This window comes from Collinsella intestinalis, assembly GCF_902501455.1.
In the GTDB taxonomy this organism is placed as follows: Bacteria; Actinomycetota; Coriobacteriia; order Coriobacteriales; family Coriobacteriaceae; genus Collinsella; species Collinsella intestinalis.
The window spans coordinates 38,587-55,826 of sequence record NZ_CABWIC010000011.1 but is presented as its reverse complement, the minus strand read 5'-3'; the positions used below and the strand labels follow the sequence as shown (position 1 = coordinate 55,826).

8 protein-coding genes and 3 tRNA genes are annotated in these 17,240 nt (G+C 60.4%); 2 read left to right on the top strand and 9 right to left on the bottom strand.

Features of this window, described 5'->3' with window-relative positions; all coding sequences use genetic code 11:
- Positions 1-297: 297 nt before the first annotated feature.
- From AOBCEHNH_RS05345 to AOBCEHNH_RS05335, 3 genes are all read right to left on the bottom strand, one after another.
- Positions 298-1,533: a DUF4013 domain-containing protein gene (locus AOBCEHNH_RS05345; protein WP_152063467.1), complete on the bottom strand. Its 1,236-nt coding sequence runs from the start codon at positions 1,531-1,533 to the stop codon at positions 298-300.
- Between the two features lie 274 nt (positions 1,534-1,807).
- Positions 1,808-1,898: transfer RNA gene (locus AOBCEHNH_RS05340), tRNA-Ser, on the bottom strand.
- Positions 1,899-1,951: 53 nt separating this feature from the next.
- Positions 1,952-2,042, bottom strand: a tRNA-Ser gene (locus AOBCEHNH_RS05335).
- Between the two features lie 139 nt (positions 2,043-2,181).
- Here AOBCEHNH_RS05335 and AOBCEHNH_RS05330 point away from each other — a divergent pair.
- Positions 2,182-3,036 (top strand): trimeric intracellular cation channel family protein, encoded by an 855-nt coding sequence (locus AOBCEHNH_RS05330; RefSeq protein WP_152063466.1) that lies wholly within the window; start codon positions 2,182-2,184, stop codon positions 3,034-3,036.
- Positions 3,037-3,104: 68 nt separating this feature from the next.
- Here AOBCEHNH_RS05330 and AOBCEHNH_RS05325 read toward each other — a convergent pair whose 3' ends face one another.
- The 4 genes from AOBCEHNH_RS05325 to AOBCEHNH_RS05310 all read right to left on the bottom strand — a co-directional run bounded on the left by AOBCEHNH_RS05325 (position 3,105) and on the right by AOBCEHNH_RS05310 (position 8,358).
- The gene (locus AOBCEHNH_RS05325) at positions 3,105-5,498 is read right to left on the bottom strand and encodes an InlB B-repeat-containing protein (RefSeq protein WP_152063465.1); all 2,394 of its coding nucleotides are present in this window, start codon (positions 5,496-5,498) and stop codon (positions 3,105-3,107) included.
- 242 nt (positions 5,499-5,740) lie between these two features.
- Positions 5,741-6,835 carry an LPXTG cell wall anchor domain-containing protein gene (locus AOBCEHNH_RS05320; protein ID WP_152063464.1) on the bottom strand — a complete coding sequence of 365 codons (1,095 nt, stop codon included), beginning with the start codon at positions 6,833-6,835 and terminating at the stop codon, positions 5,741-5,743.
- Positions 6,836-6,875: 40 nt separating this feature from the next.
- Positions 6,876-8,219: an adenylosuccinate lyase gene (gene purB, locus AOBCEHNH_RS05315; protein ID WP_193221193.1), complete on the bottom strand. Its 1,344-nt coding sequence runs from the start codon at positions 8,217-8,219 to the stop codon at positions 6,876-6,878.
- Positions 8,220-8,283: 64 nt separating this feature from the next.
- Positions 8,284-8,358: transfer RNA gene (locus tag AOBCEHNH_RS05310), tRNA-Gly, on the bottom strand.
- Between the two features lie 286 nt (positions 8,359-8,644).
- On the opposite strand from AOBCEHNH_RS05310, the gene AOBCEHNH_RS05305 reads away from it, so the two are divergent.
- The gene (locus AOBCEHNH_RS05305; RefSeq protein ID WP_152063462.1) at positions 8,645-13,279 is read left to right on the top strand and encodes an MSCRAMM family protein; all 4,635 of its coding nucleotides are present in this window, start codon (positions 8,645-8,647) and stop codon (positions 13,277-13,279) included.
- Between the two features lie 712 nt (positions 13,280-13,991).
- Here AOBCEHNH_RS05305 and AOBCEHNH_RS05300 read toward each other — a convergent pair.
- Both AOBCEHNH_RS05300 and AOBCEHNH_RS05295 read right to left on the bottom strand, forming a co-directional pair.
- The gene (locus AOBCEHNH_RS05300; protein WP_152063460.1) at positions 13,992-14,198 is read right to left on the bottom strand and encodes a hypothetical protein; all 207 of its coding nucleotides are present in this window, start codon (positions 14,196-14,198) and stop codon (positions 13,992-13,994) included.
- Between the two features lie 23 nt (positions 14,199-14,221).
- Positions 14,222-17,176, bottom strand: a complete 2,955-nt coding sequence (locus AOBCEHNH_RS05295) for a M28 family peptidase (RefSeq protein ID WP_152063459.1) — start codon at positions 17,174-17,176, stop codon at positions 14,222-14,224.
- Between the last annotated feature and the right edge of the window lie 64 nt (positions 17,177-17,240).

The following is a 17,240-nucleotide window of genomic DNA, read 5'->3' as shown; positions in this document are numbered from 1 at the left end:
GAGTCCGCACATCTTGCAAGGTGTCCGCTGCCGCACCCCATGACCTCCACATTTTCGAGCACTTCTGCCAGATACCCAAGCATGCGATCCGCCACGTGATAAGCATGCCACGCCGCCCAGACACAAATCCGCCCTCCATCGCACCGCGTCTTCTCCGATATCTGGCCTTCGTCCTCCCCCATCTGAAAGACGCAGTATGCGCACAACGCGGCCGAAAATCAAAATGTGCCCCAGCTGCGTTTCCCACAAACAAGAAACGCAGCTGGGGCACTATGGCAAACGAAAGCTATCCCGATCCTATTCCGCGATGGGACCGCCGTTCTCATCGCCGGGAGCATCATCGGTGCTAATCGGTCCGAGCGGAATGGGCTTCTTCTCAACATCCGGAGTGGCGTCGACCTGGGTCTCCTCAACAGTCTCAACTTGAGCCGTCGCGAAAGTCTTCGCCTCGGCCTCGACGGAATCGGTGGGCTCGATCGGCTCGACGGGGTCGGAAGAAGTGGCCGAGTCGACGGGCTCAAGGGGCTGGGCGGAGTCGACGGGCTCAACGGACTGGGCGACATCGGCAGGGGCAGAGGCTACAGAATCGGGCTCTCCAACCGACGAGGCCATAGGATCCACCGGTGCGGAGGCGTAAGCCGCGCGGGCGCCGTGGTGGGGAACATCGTCGGGCAGGGGGGCAGACGAGACACCCCAGCGGTTCACGTCAAAACGTGCGAACCACTGCCCCATCGCATTCACGCTCACCAGGTTCATCGCCGTCGAGATCACATTGCCCACGAACAGCAGGGCCATCAAAAGCAGCACGAAGAGCAAAACCGGGCCGGCGCCCATGCGCAGAAGTTGGTCGGCCAGGAAGTGCCAGCCGGTCATATAGCCATCCGAAAGCCCAATCACGGCGGTGGCGCTCAGCAAGCCGCCCATCAGCACGAGCATGGCCACCATCGCCACAACGAACGCGTAGACCGAAGACGCCACGGCCCCGATGAGGGTCACCAGCAGGACCTTGCAAAAGCCGCCGAAGTCGCGGACGACCATCTGGAACAGTCGGTCGAGACGCCATCCGGCGGAAAAGCTGTCGTACAGCGTTCCGCGCAGCGCCGCCGCCTGCAAAAACGTACCGGCGAACACCATGATAACGAGGTCGAGCAGGAAGAACGTCGCCCCGGAAGCCAGGATGACCGAGTTCGCAAAACCGCTGCCGCCCGTGGTCATCGCCATCAATGCGGCGAGCGAACCGGGAAACAGAATCTGCAGGACCAGGCCGCAGACAAAGGCCTGGGAAATCGTGATGAGGAAGGCGCGGGCACCCGTGGAGATAACCTTGCCGTAGTCAACGCCACGCTGCTTGGGGGCAGATTCCACGCCCCAGGCAGTGAGCCGCGCCCACTCGAGGCCATAACCGAGCACGGCGATCTGACCCAATATCGGAATCCAGCTGACCAATGTCAGGACGAGCAGCGGCTTAACCCATCCCTTGTCGCGCGTGAGCATCCGCCACGACGACATGAAACCAACTTCACCAGTTTGCATGCGTGCCTCAATTCCTCAGTCTTCGCCATTTGCATGACTGAAGTGTATCCCGATGAACGCGGTAGTTTCACTTGCAACACCCATCATTAAGCACAGCTTAAGCCGCCCGCAAGAACCCCCTAAGAGTAATGTTCCCCGCGCAGACAGGGCCTGGATCACAGGGCGAAATGCGCACCCTGATAAAACACCCGCCAGCGCCACAACTCCCGTTGGGCGTGACCCATGGTCGACATACAAAAAACGAGCCACTCGGGCTCGTTAACGCGATGCATGATGGCGGAGGAGGAGGGATTCGAACCCTCGTACGGGGAGTACCCGTAAACGGTTTTCGAGACCGCCGCATTCAACCACTCTGCCACTCCTCCGTAGGATGTGAAAACGGCACGCGATCCAATTGGATGCGTGCCGCTGAAAGTTCTGGCGGAGAGTCAGGGATTTGAACCCTGGAGACGCTTTTGGCGCCTACACGATTTCCAATCGTGCTCCTTCGGCCACTCGGACAACTCTCCGTGAATGCAGGGGCTATTGTACCGTAAGTTAGGTGGGATGCAACAGTAATTCTTGGAAAAGGGGGCAAAATTGCTCCGCTCCCTCCACAACTGCCTCCGCTAAGATGGTTGAGCCAGTTCATTTTCCCAGGGAGGCACCGTGTTTCCGGCCGTACTCGCAGTCACGCAAAGCGCCGTCTCGGCTTCCGTCATTGCATCCGAAAGCGTCGCGATTCCACTCGCGTTCGAGCTGCTCGCTGTCGTCGTTGCAGCGGCGACGGGCGCGCTCACGGCTCGCGAAAACAAGCTCGACCTCGTCGGCGCCATCGGCCTGGCGGTGCTCGTCTCGCTCGGCGGCGGTCTCATCCGTGACGTGATCTTGCAGGAGGGCAATGTCTACATCCTCCGACAGCCGCTTGCCCTGCCCGTCGCCGTCGCAACGGCCGCGGCGGTGTTCACATTTCCCGTTATGGTCGAAAAACCCGACCGCCTCGTGGCGATACTCGACATCTTCTCCGTCGGTCTGTTCGCCGTCATGGGCGCAGATAAGACGATGCTCTACGGCTATCCCGCCATCACCTGCGTCATGATGGGCTTTTTCACCGCCGTCGGCGGCGGTCTGCTGCGCGACGTCTGCCTCGCCCGCGTGCCCTATATCTTCCAACGCAGTAACCTGTACGCGATTGCGGCGATCGCAGGCGCACTCACCTACATCGTTCTCGTGCAATGCCTCGATATTTGGAACATCGCCGCGGCCGTGATAGGCGTCGCCGTCACCATGGCCGTCCGTTGGTGGTCCATCCGCTACAACATCATGAGCCCCACCGAGGTCGATCTGCACAAGCTGCCCGAACCGGTCAAAAAGGTCGCCCGCCCGGTGGTTCGCCCCGTGCGCAAGGCGGCTCAACATGTGAGTACCAAGACAAGCCAGGCTGCTGAGCAGGCCCGCCTGCGCAAAATCGAGCGTCAGCACAAGCGCGATCGCCAGCGGGAGACCCGCCGCCATCGACGCTAGCCGGCAAAGAAAACGGGTCGCCGTCCGAAGACGACGACCCTCAGCCGTTCAGCTATGCGCGCCGAATACTAGTGCTTGCGACGCTTGGACGCAGCGGCCAGGGCAGCGACGCCGGAGATGCCGACGGCCATCATCGGCAGCATGGACGCATCGCCGGTCTTGGGGAGCTTGTTCGTGGGCCTGGCGGCCGGCTTGGCAGGCTCGTCCTTCACCCAACCGCCATACAGCATGGTATCGGCCGTGACGGCATCCTTCGCGAAGTCCCACTTCTCGGCAACAGTACCGTCAGCGTTCTTCACCTTGAACCAACCCAGGAACTTCCAACCCTTGAGGGTGGGGGCGGCAGGCTCCTCAAGCAGAGCCCCGTCCTTGACGACAACGGCAACAGGCTTGCCGGCGCCGGATTCAAAGGTCACCGTAAACTCCTTGGGGAGCTTAGCCAGAATAGTCTCCGCCTTGGTCATCGTTTTAGTGAGCTTGGCATCAGCGAAATAGGTGTTGCACACCGCACAGTACCAGTGCTCGACGACGCCCTCGGCCTCAACGGTCGCAGGCTTTGCCGGAACATGGGTTGCCTTGTGGCCGAGTTTGGCAATGACAAGCGTGTTGGGGTCGGTGACCGGAGTCTTCATACCCTCATCCAGGTACAGATCACCGCAGTCCTTGCACTTCCAGTGCGCTTTCGCACCGTCCTTGTCGCAGGTAGCGGGAACTTCAGCAACCTCGACGAGCACGTGCTTGTGCACACCGAAGCTGCCGTCGGGGTTCTTGTTCAGGCCGAAGCCAGGAACGATGTAATCCTCGTTGGGAATGGAACCTTTGTACGTACCACCGGAGATTTTGAGGAGCACACCGCTGTTGTCAACTTTCCACTCGCGAACCTCGAATTGCCCGCCCTTGATTGACATCTCGGGAATCTTACTAACACCTTTGTCATGGCGTTCGAGAATGACATCTCCCTTTACGGAAACATCGCCGGTGATTACGGTTTTGGGCGCATCTAGATCATTGCTCCAAGCGCTCGTCCAAATCGCACCATCGATGCGACCGCCGGACAGGACAGCCTGACCCCAGTTCTGAACACCAGAGGAGGTGTACTCCTTGCCATCGATTTGCTTGGAGGCGCCCGTCTTGATGACACCGCCCGTCATATTCAGAATGCCGTAGTCGTCATTCTTGATGACAATGAACTTTTCCTGCTCGAACGTGCCGCCCTTGATGTTGAGAACCGCCTCGTTCTTGACGCCACCGTTCCTGACAAGCGAGGAGCCTGATTTATAATCGCCAGAATTGTTGTACACGGTTCCCGACTCGACCGTCATCGTCCCCTGATTGTCGATGACATAGTAGCTAGGCTGACCGTTATCTTCACGAATGATTCGGCCGGACCCATCCTCGGAGCTGTCCTTAATCGTAAGGGCCCCATTATTAGTAATGGCAGCCTTGCCCTTCGCGGTTCCCCCGGACAGCGTATGGCCGGCGAGGTCAAGGGTGATGGTCTTGTCCGCGGGAATGACAACAGATTCGGTCACATCGGTCAGAAGCTGAACGGTCGCATCATCGGCGGCCAGGGCGTCTGCGAGCTTCGCAAAGGTCACAACGTCACCACTGGGCTTAACCACGGCGGCAACGGCCTTCTCACTCGGCTTGACAAGCGTGCCGCCCACCCACTCATGGCCATCGGGCGCAGCCAACGCGACGGACGGGTCCTTAACGACCTTGATGGTCCCTGCGGATTCGCCGTCACAAACAAGCGTGGCTTTGGAAAGGTTGCCGCCATTGATATTCAGACCGATCGGGCCCTTGCCAGTCGCGCCACCGGAGACGCTCGTCTCGATAACGCCGACGATCTCACCAGCGCCTTTCTCGACCGTCACGACAACAGACTCGTAATCTGCGAAGCGACAAACATCGAATGCCGCCTTAGGGCTGGCCCCGCCGGCGTAAATGTTGGTACCGGCGCCGATAGTCACGTTGCCATTGTTATTGGACAGCGTGTACGCGGTGTGCGGACCGCCCTTGAGCGTGACGCCTTCCAGCTTGAGATTGCTGTAGTTCTGAATAAGAATCTTTCCGCTCGCGCTTTCGGTGGTGATGACACCGTGCCGGAACGTCAAGTTGCTACCCATCATCAGTTGGAATGCGTTGGTCTCGGTACCCGTCGAACCGACCGTGTGATCGGTCACCGTGTACGTGTGCCCGCCAAGGTCGAAGGTGAACTCCTGACCCCCGGCAACTTGAACGCCCGGTCCGGTCAGATTCTTCGTCAGCTTGATAGTACTGCCCTGCGGCTCCTTCTTGTCGACGATCGCCTTCACCGCTTCGGGCACCGAGGCGTACGCGCTGTCGCCAATCATGACGTCGCCCTCAGCCGCATGCGCGGCAGGCGCAAATCCTACGGCTGCGGCGATCATCACCGCGAGAAGCGATAGGATGCGCGGGGCCTTACTCCATTTTCTCATCGTTCGGTCCTTCCATTCGCTTACTCGGCCTTCTGGCCGCTCAGCAACAAAATACCCCGTTGCAAACAAAGGAAATCCAACCCCTGAATGACCTATCGCCAATCGTCGTGTTTTGTCACCTGAACGGTGTGCCACCAGGCCTTTAACTGCTTGATATAGATGATGCCGAGAGCGGTACAACCACCCTCGGCATCACGCCTGGACCCATATCCGATTAACGAAGAGCATGGCCTCTTGAAGTTTTATTTCGACTTTCCCCGCATCTTGACCACGATGCCGGCGACGACGGCGATACCTCCGATCACGCCCATGATCACGACCGGAATAGCGGAGTCATCACCCGTCTTCGGCAGAAGGTTCAACGGCGCAAGGACAACCTGCTGGGCAGTGGGAAACGTCGGCTGCATCGGGACGGCCGGCGCAGGCGCCTCAAGCTTCGGCAGCACCGTATCGACTTTCTCAATCACCTGCGCGAGGCCGGCATCGGCAAACACGAGGCCGCAGCGATCGCACTCCCAGTACTCGGTATTTCCCTCCGCCTGGGCCGTCGGCTCCACGGCGGGCACATGTCCGATCAGGTGCCCAAGATGCGGAATCACCTGCTCATCCAACCTGATCGTGTTGCGGCCCTCGGGATCGGAGAACGACAGCCCGCAGCCGTCGCAATGCCAATACTCAGGACGCCCGTCCACCATGCAGGTCGCCGGCACCTCGGGCACAAAGGAAAGCGCATGCTTGTGCACGTCCATGCCGCCCAGGACCTCTCCCTCGACCTTGGCCCCCTCAAGCACGACGAACGTTCCGCCGTTGTTTTGGACAACGGGGGTCGTAACGCCTTCCGCGCCTTTCACCGACCCACTCTCCATCACGACAGACGCTCCGGGTTCGATCACGAGTGCAGGAGTGCCGGGGGTCGGGGCAAAAAGCACGGCCGAATCGGCCACCGAACCCTCAATGGTGAGCTTGGCGCCCGACTTGACGGTAATCGCCGGCTTACCCGCCGTACCGCTCAGCCTATGAGCATACAAATCGATCGACAGCTCCTTACCCGCTGGAACCGTGATCGACTCCTCGACATTGTCTATCAGTACCGCGGTCCGGCCCTTAACCTCAGAATCGCTGCCAATGGCGTCGACGGCCTCCTGCAGCGTTTTGAAATTCCAGCCCGAAACCATGATGGGTCCGAGTTCAAAATCGGGGAAGAAATGCGTATCTTCGAGTGCCTGGGGATCAGCACCGGGCCCAGACTGCCCGCCATCGGCATAAGCCGACGAGGGGAGCACAGACGGAGCGCACAGCGCACCGGCGAGGAGCACGAACGTTATCACCCGTGTCATTCTCGAAAACCTCAAGCTCGACTCCTTCTTTTTCTATCTCTTAGAAGCTCAGCTGCTCAAGACGATCGAACAGGACGTCGCGGCGAGTGAGGAAGTCCCACGGGTCGAAGATCTCGTCGAGCGTCTCGGGCGTCACGGTGCACTCGGGATCGGCCTCCAGGCGAGCGCGCAGATCCAGGCCATCCACGGCGGCGTGAACGTCATCCCACACGGCCATAGAGTTGCGCTGCACGATCTTGTACGCATCCTCGCGCGAAATGCCCGTATCGACCAGGGCGAGCAGCACCTTGGAGGAATAGATCAGGCCGCGCGTGAGATCGAGATTGGCCTTCATGCGGGCGGGATACAGGATGAGACCGTCCACGATGCGGATGAGGCAGGTAAGCATGTGGTCGAGCGCCATGAAGCTGTCCGCCTGGGCAACACGCTCGGCGGAGCTGTGCGAGATGTCGCGCTCATGCCACAGCGCGACGTTATCGAACGCGACCTGGGCGTTGGCCTTCACGACGCGGGAGAGGCCACAGACCTTCTCAAGCGTAATGGGATTGCGCTTGTGCGGCATAGCCGAGCTGCCCTTCTGGCCCTTGCGGAACGGCTCCTCCACCTCGAGGGTGTCGGTCTTCTGGAGGCTGCGGATCTCGGTAGCGATACGGTCGCAAGTCGCAGCGGTAGTGGCGAGCACGCCGGCCAGGTACGCATGGTGATCGCGAGAGATAACCTGGGTGGACAGAGGGTCGTGTGCCAGACCGAGATGCTCGCAGACATACTCCTCGACGAACGGGTCAATGGAGCTGTAGGTGCCAACCGCTCCGGAGATGGCTCCAAAGGCGACGTTCTTGCGGGCGTCCACCAGGCGGTCGAGATCACGCTTGAGCTCCCAGGCCCAGCTGCCGAACTTCATACCGAAGGTCATGGGCTCGGCGTGGATGCCGTGGGTACGGCCCACGCACAGGGTGTCGCGCTCCTCGAACGCGCGGCGGCGGCAGATCTCTCCGAGCTTACGCACGTCCTCGATGATGATGTCGGTCGCCTGGACGAGCTGGTAGCACAGGGCGGTGTCACCCAGGTCGGAGCTGGTCATGCCGTAGTGGACCCAGCGGCTGGGCTTGGGCTCGCCCTGCGGGACCTCGGCGTCGATGTGCTCGCCCATGTTGGTGAGGAAGGCGATGACGTCATGATGGGTGACCGCCTCGATAGCGTCGACCTCGGCCCTATCGAACCCGGCGTGCTCACGAATCCAGGCAGCATCCTCTTTGGTGATGCCGCACTGGCCGAGTTCGGCCTGGGCCTCACAGGCGAGCACCTCAATCTCCTGCCAAACGGCGTACTTGTTCTCGAGCGAGAAGATGTGGGCCATCTCAGGACGGGCGTAGCGATCGATCATGACGAGGGCTCCTTTCATGAAAAGAGCCCGACACCTCCACGGTACCGGGCTCTTATGGCTTCGATGGAGCGGGTAACGGGACTCGAACCCGCGAATGTCAGCTTGGGAAGCTGATGCCTTACCACTTGGCGATACCCGCGTGTGGTTAATCCTACCACGCGCACTCCCGCACAGGCAACCGACGTCTTTGCGCTCTTTCTTTGAAAGAAAACAGGCAAAAAACGAAGGCCTTGTGAACTGCTCGCCGCATGGCGTCGTCTTGAACTGGGAGACAGCACGAACGGTCAGCTTTTCTCAGCTTCTTACCAAAGCAACGACAGACGAATCGAGATGCTCTCGGGATTTCGCATCGTAGCATCGCCCCACGGGCAATGCACCACAAACACAGCCGCCCGCGTTCAACCACGAGACCACGGGAGGGCACGATGATCGACAAGAGGAAGAAACCGACACGCGGGCTGATCGGAGGTGGAAACGCCAAAAAGGGACGTACGGCAACCGAAGGAGCCGCGGCGCGGCGGGCGCGCGGGCGACGACGGACTTATCCCCTGCCGGGCGCGACACTCAACGCTAGAGCTCGTACCATTCTCATATTCATCCTCATATCTGCAGCATTTTGCGCGCTCTCAGGTCTCGTGGGACCCTGGTCGCGCAACGCGTTCGCCGCAGATGGATACACGCATACATTCCCTAACGGCAATACGGTTGAGGTGCATCCCGACGGGACGATCACGGGCACCTGCGTGATGTCGGGTAACGCCGTTGTGGGGGGCAAATTCAGCGGAAAGGTCACCATGCCGGACGGCGCGACGTACCCCGCACTCTGTTACGAAGTGGTCATCGGGGTGCCGAATCACAGCCTGTACCCGGGTCCCTGCGACGGCTCATATCCTTTTGAGGCAAAGCGAAACCCAAACGGCACGTACTTCGTATTGATCAAAAGCCAAAACGCAGCGGCCGGTGCACCGGGCACCGTGCCAAGCACCTATCCTTACCAACGCTGCTGCACCAGAGAATGGAAGCTCGTGCTCGATATGGACGTCGAGTTCGCCAAGCGCTCCAAGGCGCCGAACCTGACTGACGGCAACTCGGCATACACACTGAGCGAGGCCTCCTTCGACATATACGACGCCGCGGATGAGCGCAAAGTTACCTCCATCACCATGGATGCCAGCGGCAAAGCCCGCTGCAAGCTCGCCCCCAACAAGAACTATTACGCCGTGGAAACCAAGGCGCCCCAGGGCTACAAGCTGCATCAGGGCCGCATCCCGTTCCATGTGGACCCCAAGGGCACCGCGATTGTATTCGAGGACGCGCCGGGGACCGTCTCCCTCACCGTTCGCAAACAAGATGCCGCCACCGGTGGCGGAGCACAGAGGGGCCTCTCCCTAAAGGGCGCCCAATACGAAGTGACCTCCTTGTCGACCCAGGGATGGAAAACGCATATGACAACGGATGAACGCGGCGTCGCCACGGCGACGAACATCCCTCTAGGCCGTATCTCCGTGGTCGAGACAAAAGCACCCGAAGGCTATCAGCTCGATCCGACCGTGCATACCTACGAGGTGAACGGCGGCCAGCTTGGGACATCGGGCGTGTTCGAACTCTCACCCAAAGAAGGTTACGGCGAAGTGCCCTGGGCATTCGATATCGAGGTGGTGAAATACCTCGAAAATGGCGACGAGGGCTCCGGATTGCAAAAGCCGGGTGCCAAAGTACGCTTTGACATCATCTCAAACTCGACCGGCAAAACCGTCGGCTCCATCACGACCGACGACCGCGGAAGAGCGTCGAGCGCGGGCAGGTGGTTCGGTGAGGGATCGCGCATCGACGGCATCAAGGGCGCCATCCCCTACGACCGAAAAGGATATACCGTCCACGAGGACCCCGACAGCACGCCCGCGGGCTATCAACCATGCCCCGATTGGGTCATTGGGACCGACCAGATGGTAGACGGAAGCACGTTGCACTACATCGTCGACAATGACTTTGTCGGATCGCGGGTGCAAATTGTGAAATGCGACGCCACCAGCGGTCAGCCCATCCCACTCGAAGGGTTCGCGTTTCAGGTGCTCGACAAGCACAAGAAACCGATATCCCAGGAGGTTTGGCATCCCAATCATGCGGTGATGGACACTTTCACCACCGACGCCACGGGATGCGTTACGTTGCCCGAGCCGCTCGAACCGGGAACCTATTACATCCGGGAAATGAAAGCCGTGAAACCCTATCTGATCAACGGGGACGAAATCGAATTCGACATTGCCGACGACGCCGAAACGCAACCGCTGACCGTCGTGCGCATCTCAGACGAACGAGCGACGGGATCGGCGTCGATCGTTAAACGCTGCGCCGATGACTCCTGCCCATGGTGCGAGGAGGGAAACGCAATCGAAGGCGCGCGCTTTATCGTGGTAGCCATGGAAGACATCCTGAACCCGAGTGGCTCCGTCGATATGCCCAAGGGTACGACGGTCGAGCTCGACCCCACCGACGAGAGCGGCGTGGCCCGTATCGATGGGCTGCCGCTCGGCAGCGGAACCGCTCGATATGCGTTCGTCGAGGCCGAAGCGGCACCGGGACACATTCTCGACCCCACCCCCATACCCTTCACCCTGAGCTGGGTCAACGCGGAAACACCCGTGGTCGACATCGAGGTGACGCATCAGAACGCCCCCACCGAAACCGTCATACATAAGACCGATGCGTCGACGGGAGCGCCCCTGGCCGGAGCATCGTTCGATGTCTGGCCTCGACAACTCGAATTCAAACAGCAGGTTGAGCCCGAGCGGATGGCCAGCGACGGGAATCTGGGGTCGCTGCTGATCACGAACTGCATCGGCGCTCGCGACTGGGAGAACGTCGAGATCCGACTTGACCAAAAGGTCGACTACGCACTTGCCAGGGCGTCGGTCCCCGTCGGCTACTCCTTGCATCTCACCCGAATTTCTGACAGCGGAGAAAAGGAGGTTGGAACCTTTGAGCCCGATGTGACGCGTGGCGCCGAGCGCGTAACGCTCGGCAATACGGACGACATGCTGGAGCCCGGCACGTATCGGATCGATCTGCTTGATGCAGACGGGACGGCCGTACACGCCGACTACGAAAAGGAACTCCGCATCGAAGCGGGCACGTCACACCTCATCGCCTACACTCCGGGCATATTCGGCATGAAGGGACAGGTTTCCGTCGAAACGAGAGATATCGAACTCGAATCATATGAGACCGACAACTTTGACTTGAATGGCGATCTGGCCATCATCAGAGACGTTAAACCGGGGTCGTATCGGTTAAGCACAACATCGACCAGTGATGAGAAGTTGAGCGCAAAAACGGATGTGGAGATTGCTTTTGGCGAACCGGCTCATGTGCAATGGCGTGAGTCCCAGCTCTATCGCACGGATCACACACTCGTACCATATGCCAAGAAATATCTGGATGCGGCGTTTTCCCGTGCAGGCATATCAACGATGACGGACGAACATGGAGACATAGTCCTAACGCACCTTCCGATGCTGCCGCATGAACTCGACGCGCTCTTCAACCTGATTGCGCTCGAAGAGCAGCAAGATCAACCCCGGCATATGGTTGGACCGATCATCCGTGAGGCCGAAGAGGAGGCGTTGACCTGGTGCGTTCAGGAAATGCATGCACCCGCCGGATACGTTGTCAACAGAGAGGTTCACACATACGCAACCCAAGTCATGCCGAACGAAGAGGGGGCCGCATCCCAGCGCATCGACATGGCCAACGACTACACCAAAGTCGAAATCACGAAGCGGGCATCTGAAACCGAGGAGCCGCTTGCGGGCGCGCTGCTCGAACTCACGGACGGAGAGGGCAACGTTATCGAAAGTTGGACGAGCACAACGGAGGCCCATCGCATCGAACGGCTCGAACCGGGATCCTACACGCTGACAGAACTCAGATCTCCCCACACACACGAGCCGGCCGCAGCGCTCACGTTCAACGTGAAACCAACGACGGACGTCCAGATGGTCTCACTCCACGACAGTCCGATTAGCGTGTCGGGCAAAATCGATAAACGTCAGGAGATTGCGAAACCCGTTGCCACGGACGCAGAAGCGAATGGAGATGGCCTCAATCGCGCGAAGGCGCGGAAAAGCGAAGACAGCTCGTTCTCGTACGCTCTCGACTATCGAAATGACAGCTCAAGCTGGGTGGATGAGTTCACCGTTGAAGACAATCTCGATGCGGCCGAAAACGGCATGGCTGAGCTGACGGGCATCACGACCGGGCGGGCGCACGGCGATTACGACGGGGAGTTGAACGTTTGGTATCGCACGAACCTCGACCGAGAAGACGACGCGGAGGAAGAGAACGCCAATGCAACGCTTGCAGATGGGCACGCGAACCCTTGGCTTGGCGATGCGGCAGTTGCGAACATCGTCGGCGCAGATGGTCGAGTGAAGGACTATGGGGGCTGGAGACTGTGGAAGGAGGGGGTCTCGGCCACTGAGAGCACCTTCTTGTCCGTCTCCGATCTGCCCCTTGAATCGGGCGAGGTCATCACCGACATCCGTCTCGAGTACGGGTGCGTGAACAAGGGCTTTACGTCGAGACCGAGCCAATGGGATGGCGCGGATATCAAACATCCGCATGACGATTGGAACCCTGTTCCCCCAACACATGGAAAAAAGCAGGATGCAGACGGGGAGTCGACGGACGCATATGCGCCAACGCTGATCCATATGTGCGCGCTGCCCGCGTACACCGGCGGCAGTTCGATAGACAACCGCGCTCATGTTTCGCTCTACCGCAATGGAGGTGGTGAAGGCCTTGAAGCGCATGACAGCGACGCCGTCCATCAAGAGGCGGCAAAGGTGCAGGCACATCCAATCATCAGCCTCGATCAGACAGGAGCCGCCCCTTTGCTCAGAACTGCAGTTGGCCTCTCCATCGCAAGCATCGTCGCCGCAGGATACGCATGGCAACGAAAGCGCTGGCGAAGCGGTCGAACGGCGAGTTCTGCTGACTTGCGTCCTAAGCGCGATTGCGGGCGCGGGACTCTCTGCAGCCGAATCACTCACATCCGCTGAACGGAAGACGAGAGACCTGCGTGAAAGAATTCGATTTCAGCCAAAGTCTAAGGAGAGAGGATGCGCCGATCTGGATTGGAGGTCCCTTGCTCAAATCAACTCCGAAATCGTGGGTTGGATCACGGTTTCGGGCACAAGCATCGACTTGCCCGTTGCCCTGCCGTCAAAGAACAAGGCGCGCGATTGGTACCTCGATCACGACGCATGGGGGAAGCGCAGCGAACTCGGCTGCCCCTACCTTGACGTGAGATGCGAGGAACGAGGGGCGCACCTGCTCGTGTTCGGACACAGACTTGGCCGATCGCACCACATGTTCACCGAGCTCGCAGGAACTCATGAGCAATCCACCTTCGATGCAATCGGAAACGCAACCTGGAATAGCCGAGCGGAAAGCGAGGTATTCGAACCGGTTCTCTCACTTGTTGTCGACAAAGACGACGCCCTCATACAACGGTTCGAATTCGATTCGCCTTCGGAGCTGCGAGACTGGTTGACCGATTTGCTGGCCCGCTCCGCCGCGCATACAGGAAACGCGTCCGACATCGCTCTGGAAGCTCGTCGGGCTCTCACCCTTGTGACATGTGCGGAGGCACGGCGCGGCGGGCGGCGGCGGACCCTTATTGTGTTTGCCACTCGATAAGGAATTGCGAACGGCTGCCGATGCAACGAACCCCGGGGTTTTCCCCGGGGTTCGCCCTTCGATGATTCGATATCAGTCCCTCGACGCGGCTCGCGTCTCGAAATCGATTTCGTCCAGCTCTTCGCCCTTCTGCTGTTCAGCTTCGACACGTTCGGCACGGATGCTCTCGGGCGTCGACCACATGCCGCCCAAGAAGAACGAGAGGCCCAGACCGAGCAGAACGGCAACGGTGGCCCCTATGAGATATTGGACCCAATGTTCCTTGATGAACTGAATCACACGTCCCCCTCAGGCATAAACCGTTACGAACGACGGATGACTTCGGTCACCACGTCAGACACGACGGCGACGTTCTCAAGGTCGACGTTATAGGGCTGATCCTCCTCGGTGCGAGCAAGGGCGAAGCCGGTACCCTCCACACCGCCGATGGTCAGCGAGCGGAGACTCATGTTCATTGCAACCTGAGCATCGGTGGTGACATACGGCATATCAACCGTGGGGTACTCGTGATGGAAATCGGAGCTCACACGCTGGACGAGCTTAGTGATGCGCTTATCTCCCTTGAGAACTCGCTCCTCGCCCTCGGTGGAGAGCATCGCGACCTGACCGGCACCGACGCTCTCGAGGTTGATGAGGAACACGCCGCGAAGCTTATCGCGATGGGCATCAAGGAAGGCCTGCATACCAGCGTTCCCGTTTTCGGAAGCGCCGGTCGCGACGAACCAGATGTCGTGACCGAGCAGCTCGTCGTCGCCCATGTCCGCAATGGCCTCGCGCAGCTCCTCCTCAGACGCATCGCCGAACGGGGCGGCACCGCCCTTCCAGTCATCGTCGTCAAAGTTGTCCCAAGAGCCGATATCGTGACCGCTACGCTTGGCGTCGAAGGAATCGTCAACGCCGAGCCAGTCACTCATGCTGTCCTCGTCCTTCTTTTTGCGACCGAAAAGACGGGACAGACCTCGACGCGGCTTCTCAGGCTCGGGTGCCGGAGCGCTGATGGTCTCGAATGCACCCTCGGGAGCGTAGCCTTGCTCAAACGGAGCGGGGGAGCTGATGACCGTGAAAGCGCTGCGGGCCTCAGCGGCCTGCTCGTCGAGAACGGGGGCCGTCACAGAAGGAGCGGCGGGAGCGGGCGCGGCCATGGGAGCGGCGAAAGGATCCACCGGGGTCGCCGACGGATCGGGAAGATCGAACAGGGATGCGCGATTGGCGGTCTCGGGTGTGCGGGGCTTGGGCGCCGATGCGGTGCTGGGGACGTTGATCACACGCTGGGGACGGGCGGGGACGGCACGGTTGACCTCGGCCATAAGCGAGTCGACCGTTTCGACCGGCTGCACGGGCATGGCCACGGTACCGGAAAGATCGACCGAGCTCTCCTCCGCGGGCATGGTGAACATCTGCGTCGCACCGTCGGCGGAAGCCTCCTCGACCGATCCGTTCGGGGAGGGGGCGACAAAGGTGTCTTCGATTGCAGGAACGTCGTCATCGGAAGCGGAAGCGACATCGGGATTAGTAACATCCTCCATGTCGGCACCGGAGTCGAAGGAGTCATTCTGGGAGCCATCGTCCCCAGTCTCAGGCTGCTCGACCTCGGACTGGTCAACCTCAGCCTCAGGTTCGGACTCAGCCGCCGCATTCTCCGCGAGGGGCTCCTCCTCGATAACCTCATACTCGGCCTCGAGGATATAGTCATCCTCCTCGACGGGCGCGAACGCCTCGACGAAAGCGGCATCGTCCTCAACCTCATCGGCGGACTCGAGAACGTCTTCCTCGACAAACGCCTCCTCGGCGTCATCGATGCGCTCTTCCGCGACTTCCTCGATTGCAACGGGCGCGGATTCTTCAGCCTCGATGGGCTCATGCTCAGCGAATTCAGGAGCCGGGACCACGACGGAGGCAGCCGGGGCGTCGCTCTCATACACGAAGGAGCAGGACTCGGGCATCATTCCCAGGGCGCGAATGACATCGGCACCGAAACGGATGTTGCCCTCGGAGTTCACGCGGAACGGCGGCTCATCCTCAGCAGCGACGTCCAGGTCGAGCTCGACCTGGCCCATCTCATCTTCGGGAAGCTCATTTGCCACGACCTGCTCGGCGGCGTGCTCGTCGACAGGAGCCTCCTCGGCGCTTTCGGCATTCACAACGGCGGTGTGATCGGATTCGACGATCTCGAAGACCGCCGTCCCCTGCTCGACGGGTTCCTCCTCGACGACAACCCCCTCGACATCCGCATCTTCGTCGGCGGGATCGGCCTCGGTCAGGTTGACAGCCGTCATCCCGGCCTCGAGCTCGGCGGCGTTCATTGTGGACGTAGAGCCGAAATCGACCGCCTCGACGGCGTCCTCATCTTCGGGCTGCTCGCTCTCCGCGCCCTCGACGGTCAGCTCATCCTCTGCGCCCTCCTCCATCTCATGCGGATAGGAGGCCTGGGCAGCGGCAGCGGCCTCTGCAGCGGCGATGGCCTCCTCGAGGATGCGCTGCTGCTCGGCAAAGTACTCGTCGGCCGGCTGATCGGAAGGGAACTCCTCGCCCATCTCGTACGGGGCAACGGCGTCCATGACGCCGAGCATGGCCGCGACGGAGGACTTGTTGCACACGGCGCCCGTGGTGTAGGGCAGGAAGAAGCGATTGGCGATGATGGCGATGCCGTTCGCAAGCGGAATCAGGGCAGCCACGATGGCGAGCACCCACAGGACGACCTTTGCCGGATCGGGCAGCGGAAGCACGCGCACGATGGCAAAGATAGCGGGGGCGACCATGCAAGCGGGAAGGAGCTTCACGATGAGCGGACGGTACGCGGCGAGGGGCTCGGAGCTCAGCAGATCGGCACGCGGAGAGTCGTAGTGCGCCACAACGACCACCGGACGGTTGCGGGGAGATGCGAGCGGACCCGTGGCCTTGTGGTAGGCGATGACGTTCTGGCTCAGACCGCCGGAACCGAGATTGGAAAGAACGGGGCGACCGGAGCGCTCGAGGACGAAGAGAACCGCAGCGGCGACAGCGAGCAGCAGGCCCACAATGCCGGCAGGCCCGCCGATGCCGGCGAGCACGGCGCCGACGAACACCGCGATGCCGAGGCCGGCCTGGACGACCTTCGCCGAACCGCTCGCGCTGAACTCCTGCACCTCGGGCGCGAAGCCATGGTCGGAAAAGATCTTCGCGATCACATCCGCGGCGGCGCGCTCTTCCTCGCTGCAAGCAGGGGTGATACCGGTGTTCTGAAGCAGATGGCTCAGGTATTTCTTCGTATTCGCCATGTGGACTCCACATCGAACTCGTATGCGTGCAAACGCGCTGTAAGGACAACGCGCATGTATAGTC

What these genes read in the sequence shown, in the direction of transcription:
- AOBCEHNH_RS05345 (WP_152063467.1), bottom strand. Translation starts at nt 1,533, where the DNA reads ATGCAAACTGGTGAAGTTGGTTTCATGTCGTCGTGGCGGATGCTCACG.
- AOBCEHNH_RS05325 (WP_152063465.1), bottom strand. Translation starts at nt 5,498, where the DNA reads ATGAGAAAATGGAGTAAGGCCCCGCGCATCCTATCGCTTCTCGCGGTG.
- AOBCEHNH_RS05320 (WP_152063464.1), bottom strand. Translation starts at nt 6,835, where the DNA reads ATGACACGGGTGATAACGTTCGTGCTCCTCGCCGGTGCGCTGTGCGCT.
- purB (WP_193221193.1), bottom strand. Translation starts at nt 8,219, where the DNA reads ATGATCGATCGCTACGCCCGTCCTGAGATGGCCCACATCTTCTCGCTC.
- AOBCEHNH_RS05305 (WP_152063462.1), top strand. Translation starts at nt 8,645, where the DNA reads ATGATCGACAAGAGGAAGAAACCGACACGCGGGCTGATCGGAGGTGGA.
- AOBCEHNH_RS05295 (WP_152063459.1), bottom strand. Translation starts at nt 17,176, where the DNA reads ATGGCGAATACGAAGAAATACCTGAGCCATCTGCTTCAGAACACCGGT.